Below are 6778 nucleotides of genomic sequence, written 5' to 3' on the forward strand. Positions count from 1 at the left end.
TTTTCATAAAACCTCGCGGTAAGTGGGAAACTCAGTGGCTTTAGCCCTGAGAGTCCCAACCTTGCATTTCCACCAACTCCATACACAAATCATTAATTTGCTCCAAATCAGGACGATGTGGTAAACTAGATTGCTCATAAAAAGCATCCATTTGAGCAACCAAATCTTCCGCCATTTTCATCAACTCTTCATAACTATAATTACCCCGCAGAATAGCCTTTAAATCATCAATATCACCAGCTAAATTTCTATCTACAGTTACTTCTCCCCGCTGCAAAATTTCCAATCCACTGCGTAGTAATCTAATACAGTGCATTCCATGTTTTAAATCATAACCTGATTTTTTTTCCATTTCGGCTCTTGCAGGGTTTCTATTTTCCTGCCAAGATATATAAGCCTTCCATTCTCGCAACGCAATTTGATAACTTTGACTTTTTTGTAAAAGGCGAATAAAATCCTTACGTCCATGAGTTAAATTTTGAGTATATGTTAAAGTTTCATCAGCTAAAGTGTATTGTTTTAAAACACCTTTAAAATCAATATCCGCAGTCAGCAATTTATATAACTGTTCAGATTCTTCCAAAAATTCAATTTTCCCCCTAATTAAAAGATAAAGATACTCCAAAAAAGCATTTAACTCATCTTTGCTTAAAGGAACTTCATCCATAATATTAAAATCGGCAGGAATAGGTTTTTTCGTGGGTGGATTTAATAACCATTTACGATGAGTTTCCATCTTCTTGATTTGAGCAAAAGCATAACCAGAATAAGTGTGTTTTACCTTTTTACTCAAAAACAACCTGCGATGATTAATTAAATGTTGTCCGACATTTGTTAAAAAAGGATAATTCGTTAACCACAGCAATTCTAAAACATTGGGATTTGCACCAGCCAATAAATGTAGAACTTTCCTTAATTCATAAATAACTGTATCTTTATTACCATCTATAAACGGGAATATCCCTGGTTCATCCCATCCTGAATCCTTTTGCTCAATACTATCAAAACCTAAATAATAGCGTTTAGGAGCAATAAATACACCACGATAATCATAATCTGATTCAGGACGATTTAAACCATAACCATGACTACCAGCTAAACCCACAAAAATAGTTCTTTGTTCAACTTCTATCCTTTTCATCTAAACCTCCAGGAGACCCCCACCAAAACTGTACTCAGTTTTGTGATGGGAGGAATGGAGGGTTAACTGTGAAACGTCCCTTGAGTAATTTTGTGCGCCAGCACAAACAACAAAGGGGACAGTTGAGCAATTAACAAATCTTTGATTTTCCATATTCGTAACTGTCTTTGTGAATTGATTTACTGGATTAATTAGGTCTAGTACAAAACGGCGTAAATAAACCAACCATTCTAAATCCTCCAAAAGCCTATACTGTCTTCATTTTGACTTTTGACTTTTGACTTTTGACTTCCGCCTTGCGGTACTAGTGGTCTTTTTTCAGTGTCTAAAACAAATACTTTGGACATAATATTTTGCTCCGAAGAGCCTCCCATTTCTGGGGTCATGTTAGCTTTGACAATGTTAGAGGTCGGTAACTATCTTAAAAGCACTGGTTTAACCCTTAAGCCTGTTTAACTTTTAAGTTCTAGAGCAGGGAACTAGCTACGCATCCCCTGGTAGGTCTTTAACTCTTACCTCTAACGTAGTTCAGTTAAGAACTGAGTCCAACTAGGCTTTTACAAGCCCTCACTTACCCGAAGGGAAGTGATGGGTGGTTGACCTTTATCTAATAAAAATTAGGCGTTGCTGATTTTAGGGATGAAAATAATTTTGCATAGGTTCAAGACTTTTGTAGAGACGTTCCATGGAACGTCTCTACCTCCAAAAATCATACGCCAATTCAGCAACGCCAAAAATACCGTTGTTTCTTATGAGCCGGGATTTCTCCGTACTAGGATGCTTCAACACATAAATGTTTTCTTGTTCTTACTCAGAATTTAATTGTAACATACCACAGGGATTAAAATCCCTCGTGTCGCTTATATCTCAGGGAACCAATCCGCTGAGTTTTACGCTTACCGCGAGGTCTTATAAAATTATATTTTCTAAAAGGTTGACTGATTAGCTATCAATCAGGTAATATATTAGATTGTCTGTCTAACTCCTGCTCGGATCAGGTAGACATACTTCAAAGGCTGGCAAAAGCTATAAATAGCGTCTCTACGGGAGATTATAGCCAGCTACCTGTACGGCAACCTCAAGGACAATTTAATGACCTACGCGATTATTGAAACTGGCGGTAAGCAAATGAAAGTAGAAGCAGGTCGCTTTTACGACATTGAATTACTAACCGCTGAACCAGATGAAAAAGTTACCATCAACGCAGTATTACTTGTACACCACGAAGGCGCAGTTTCCATTGGACAACCTTTAGTAGAAGGTGCGACAGTGGAAGGGACAATTATGCGACATTTCAGAGGTCGCAAAGTCCTGGTGTATAAGATGAAACCTAAAAAGAAAACCCGCAAAAAACGGGGACATCGCCAGGAAATTACCAGATTTTTGATTAATTCTATCAATCTTAACGGTGAAGTTTTAGCTTACGAAGAAGCCCCAACGATGGCGGAAAGTCCCGTCATTAATGCTGATTTCGTGGAAGAAACCGCAGAAGAATCATAAATAAGGTTAAGTTGCTAGTTAAGGAATAGGCAAGAGGTGAGCAAGAGTAATTTAATTGCCAATCATTAATCATCTTTTTCCTAGCCTAAACTAGATAACTAGCTGGGATAAATAAAGTAAATAGAAAAGAGGAAATCATGGCTCATAAGAAGGGAACGGGTAGTACGCGAAACGGTCGTGACTCTAATGCTCAACGACTAGGTGTAAAGCGTTACGGTGGACAAACTGTACGCGCAGGTAATATTCTCGTCCGTCAACGTGGTACTAAGGTTCACCCTGGTAATAATGTTGGTATCGGTAGTGATGATACTTTGTTCGCTTTAGTTGATGGTGTAGTTACCTTTGAAAGAAGAGGTAAAAGCCAGAAGAAAGTTAGCGTTTATCCAGTAGCGGTAGAACTTGTAGAAGCTGTAGCCAGCTAGTTATTTATTAGTTATTGGCCATTAGTTATATCCAAAACGGCTTAATTATTTGATTCTCCGGGTAGGGGTAAAGCAAAAGCTGATATGTGTCAACTTAACGTAAAACCTCTATCCCGCAAAGAACTCAAGTCATCTCATTCCCAGTCAGAGACTGGGAATGAATTCTAGAAGGCTCTGCCTTCAATAATATTAGAGGCAGAGCCTCATCAACTGCATTCCTAGTCAGAGACTAGGAACGAGATGTGGTAGGGATTTGATCTTAAGTTGACACCCATGAAGCTCTTGCTTTACCCCTACAAATCTAGGGTTTTCGTGATTTCGCAAAAGTCCATGTCCCAACCGTTTTGAGTATATTAATTAGTGACTAATGACTAATTCTAAATGTAGTAATTGATAAGTGCGCCCAATCCTAAACCCAGCAGTGAGCAAAAAGATATATAGCCAAAAGCTAGTGCTGGTTTTAAACCAACTGATTGAAAGTCTATTTTAGCTAAAATAGTGGCGCAGATAATAAGTAAAGTATCAAGAAATACCCGAAACCAGGCAATCATTAGAAAAAATAGGAAAGCTGCTAAGATAGCCACCAAAAAAGTCCTAGCGTTTGACTTGAAGAAAATATGAGAATAATCATCGAGTTTTAACCAAGGGTTGGTGACAGAAATTAGTGACAGCAGGATGGTTAGCACAGTTATCAGCCGTACATACCAAGGGGCTTTTTCTTCAAATATCACCCAGCCTAATGTACTGTAACTCAGCAATACAAGTGTTAGAGAAAACCAAGGAATCTTTTTCAACATTGACATATAGCAAAAGTCAGGAGGTAGGGGCGCAGGTCCTGCGCCCAGTTAGAAGTCAGGAGGACGGAAAAAGGAAATTTCTCCCCTAGTTCGTATAAACTTGGCGGTTGCTATGACTTTAAAAGTTCTGTACCCCACTCAGTTACAAATCGTTATATACTGGTATTTTCAATATCAGTTGCATTCATTATTTCACAGATTTACTGAACCTATAAGGTTTCTAAAAGTTGAACTTCACTCCTGATTCCCATGTCGAGAGAATAAATATCAACATTTAGTTAAATCGTTCATAAATATTTGTAAACTGTTAACAGTTGAGTAGCCATCTGGCACATCATTAAGGATTGATCATGAGACAACTTGTTATCGTCGAGCGCGTATGCCTAATTGGTCATATCGTTTCTATGGTATTTGGACTGGTGGGAATACTGATTGTTATTCCCAATGCTGAACAAATTATCAGCTTATCAGAGTTTGGACAAAGCGTCATGCAGTGGAGCATGGCGGGCGGCGGTGTGGTATATATGATTTTGGGGGCGGTGGGAGTGTTCCTCTATGCTTACCGGACTTTAGGTTTGGGACGCGTTTTAGGATTTTTAATCCCATCTGTATTAATTTCTTTGGCTAGTGAATTATTAGGAACTAGCACTGGCTTTCCTTTTGGTCACTACAGCTATCTGAGTGGTTTGGGGTATAAAATTTCTGGTTTGGTACCTTTCACAATTCCCCTTTCATGGTTTTATGTGGGATGTGTTTCTTATGTGTTGGCGCGGGCGGGTTTAGACGTAGATAAAAAACCCACTTTGTTCCGTCACGTTGGAGCAATTGTTTTGGGGGCTTTACTGCTCACTTCTTGGGATTTTGTGCTTGACCCAGCTATGAGTCAAACTTCTCTTCCCTTCTGGTATTGGCAACAACCTGGGGCTTTCTTTGGAATGCCTTACCAGAACTTTGCAGGTTGGATGGGTACTGGGTCGTTATTTATGACTGTAGCGGCTTTGTTATGGAGCAAAAACCCGATTAAATTGGACAATTACCAATTGAATGTCCCTTTATTAGTTTATTTGGGTAATTTTGGTTTTGCGACAGTGATGAGTTTGGCGGCTGGGTTTTCTATCCCGGTATTGCTAGGTGTGGCGCTAGGTGTAGCTCCTGCTGTACTACTGTGGTTTAAGGGTTCTAATGCACCTGCAACGGTGAATATTGAAGCATCTGCTAAGGAAGTTGCTGTTGCTAATGTGAAAGTTGCTTTCAAATAAGAATAGGGAAGAGGGAATAAGAAAAGCAATTTTTGTAATTTCCTCTTCCCCAATTGCGTCAGGAGTCAGGAGTTAGAAGGAAGAAGAAAGAATTATCTAAAGTGCCTGATTTTTTATTGTTTATTTTTGCCGATTATTAATTTTGAACTTCTCTGAAAATATTTATTTGTCAAGGGTTCTTTTTAGGAACTACGGTCAGAAACGGTAAGTTCTACCGAGATTGTCTGTGGAGCGGGCAAACAAGATTGGAAGTCATTCTAAGACCGCGATGAAGCAGGAAATAAACACTAAGATTATCGCTGTCCAGATGTGTCTAGACTTTGGTAATTTTGGGTAAGTTTTATAGAACGGTTTAGATTTATTAATCAAGTGCTAAGTAGTGAGACAGAATTAATTACACAATGTCATTGCGTTAGCGCAGCGTGGCGTTAGCCATATGGAACGAAGTGAAATGAAGCAATTCCAAGAGTTGTGATTGCTTCCCTTCGCTCGCAATGACTGTAAATATTTTTGTCCAATTACTTATATAGGGTTTGCTGAAAAAGTTGTCTGTGAGGGCGGGGAAACCCCGCCCCTACTTTACGATTTGCTGACTGGATTTCACAAAGAGTGCGTACCCCTCCCTATATTAATTTTGATCACGAGGGGCATTGAAAGCTTCCCAAGCTGCTTTAGCAGCATTTTGGAATCTCTCACCTAAATCTGTGATATCTTTATGCAGTAAGTTCCAATTATGGTCTAATTCTTCTTGAATTCTTGCCCAAGAATATTCTAAGCGATCGCGTTCAATGAGTTTATCTCTTTCAATAGCTTCCCGCACCTGACGCACAGCATTCAAATAGGTTTCACGGGTAATAGTACCGGCAGATTCAGCTTCAGCTTGGGCGCGTTTTTTAATTGCTTCCAATAGTGCTGTAGTTTCCTGCTTAACTTCGTCTGTTTCACCATTTTGGCTAGTTTGCAGGGTAATTTCGACGATTTCTATAGATTCAATATTGTTAGTAGTCATGGTTGCCACATCCTGTTGGTAAAGTTTACTTGTGGATGAAAATTGCACCTGTAATCATCATAATTTGGTCATCAGTTAATTGGGGATTTATCAATATACTTATGACCAAAGATAGATTATTAACGACTAATAAGTTGCCGTTCTAATTGTAGTAAAGCTTCTACTCTTGCTTCAGTTGCTGGGTGACTAGAGAAAAGATTTCCCAAAAACTGACCGGAAATGGGATGAATAATTAATAATGGTTCAAAGGCTGGGTTAGCATTCAAAGGCATTTGTCTAGCTGTGGATTCTAACCGTTGTAACGCTCTAGCTAATGCGCGAGGATTACCTGTTAATTTTGCTGCTCCAGCACTTAACGGGTGACAAGGCGGCTAAAGAGCTTGTTTCATAAGGGATAGAGCCTGAAAGCCCCGTTGAAAAAAGAGGCGTTTATGAGGCTTGAGATTGATTAAATTCAGAGCTAAATCAGCCCATAATTCCATACCATAAATCCATAGTTGTCCGTAGAGAGCAAAGCTAAAATCACTTTGACGTGGGTACTTGTCCTGATGTTGTTGAATACGTCCGGCATAAGTCTCTATACCTAATTTTTTCATCCGTTGACCGTGCATAGTGGCTAAACTATAAGCAATGACAATCAATAATACTAA

The 6778-nt window shown here is 39.1% G+C and carries 6 protein-coding genes and 2 pseudogenes; 3 read left to right on the plus strand and 5 right to left on the minus strand.

Features of this window, described 5'->3' with window-relative positions:
• Positions 1-40 precede the first annotated feature (40 nt).
• Positions 41-1141: a nucleotidyltransferase domain-containing protein gene (locus tag AN486_RS10275; protein WP_053540809.1), complete on the minus strand. Its 1101-nt coding sequence runs from the start codon at positions 1139-1141 to the stop codon at positions 41-43.
• A 1092-nt stretch (positions 1142-2233) separates the two neighbouring features.
• On the opposite strand from AN486_RS10275, the gene rplU reads away from it, so the two are divergent.
• Both rplU and rpmA read left to right on the plus strand, forming a co-directional pair.
• Positions 2234-2641, plus strand: a complete 408-nt coding sequence (gene rplU, locus AN486_RS10280; RefSeq protein WP_027403158.1) for a 50S ribosomal protein L21 — start codon at positions 2234-2236, stop codon at positions 2639-2641.
• Between the two features lie 137 nt (positions 2642-2778).
• Positions 2779-3063, plus strand: a complete 285-nt coding sequence (gene rpmA / locus AN486_RS10285) for a 50S ribosomal protein L27 (protein WP_027403157.1) — start codon at positions 2779-2781, stop codon at positions 3061-3063.
• Positions 3064-3440: 377 nt separating this feature from the next.
• On the opposite strand, the gene AN486_RS10290 is transcribed toward rpmA, so the two are convergent.
• Positions 3441-3866: a hypothetical protein gene (locus AN486_RS10290; protein ID WP_027403156.1), complete on the minus strand. Its 426-nt coding sequence runs from the start codon at positions 3864-3866 to the stop codon at positions 3441-3443.
• 344 nt (positions 3867-4210) lie between these two features.
• On the opposite strand from AN486_RS10290, the gene cruF reads away from it, so the two are divergent.
• Positions 4211-5119, plus strand: coding sequence for a gamma-carotene 1'-hydroxylase CruF (cruF, locus tag AN486_RS10295; protein ID WP_053540810.1), 909 nt, complete (start codon positions 4211-4213; stop codon positions 5117-5119).
• A 628-nt stretch (positions 5120-5747) separates the two neighbouring features.
• Here the strand turns inward: cruF and AN486_RS10300 are convergent.
• The 3 genes and pseudogenes from AN486_RS10300 to AN486_RS10310 all read right to left on the minus strand — a co-directional run.
• Positions 5748-6128 (minus strand): hypothetical protein, encoded by a 381-nt coding sequence (locus tag AN486_RS10300; protein WP_053540811.1) that lies wholly within the window; start codon positions 6126-6128, stop codon positions 5748-5750.
• A 119-nt stretch (positions 6129-6247) separates the two neighbouring features.
• Positions 6248-6478 (minus strand): annotated as a pseudogene (locus AN486_RS10305) (protease HtpX); the annotation flags it as partial.
• Positions 6479-6499: 21 nt separating this feature from the next.
• Positions 6500-6778 (minus strand): annotated as a pseudogene (locus AN486_RS10310) (IS4 family transposase); the annotation flags it as partial.

This window comes from Anabaena sp. AL93, assembly GCF_001672085.1.
Taxonomy (GTDB): Bacteria; Cyanobacteriota; Cyanobacteriia; order Cyanobacteriales; family Nostocaceae; genus Dolichospermum; species Dolichospermum heterosporum.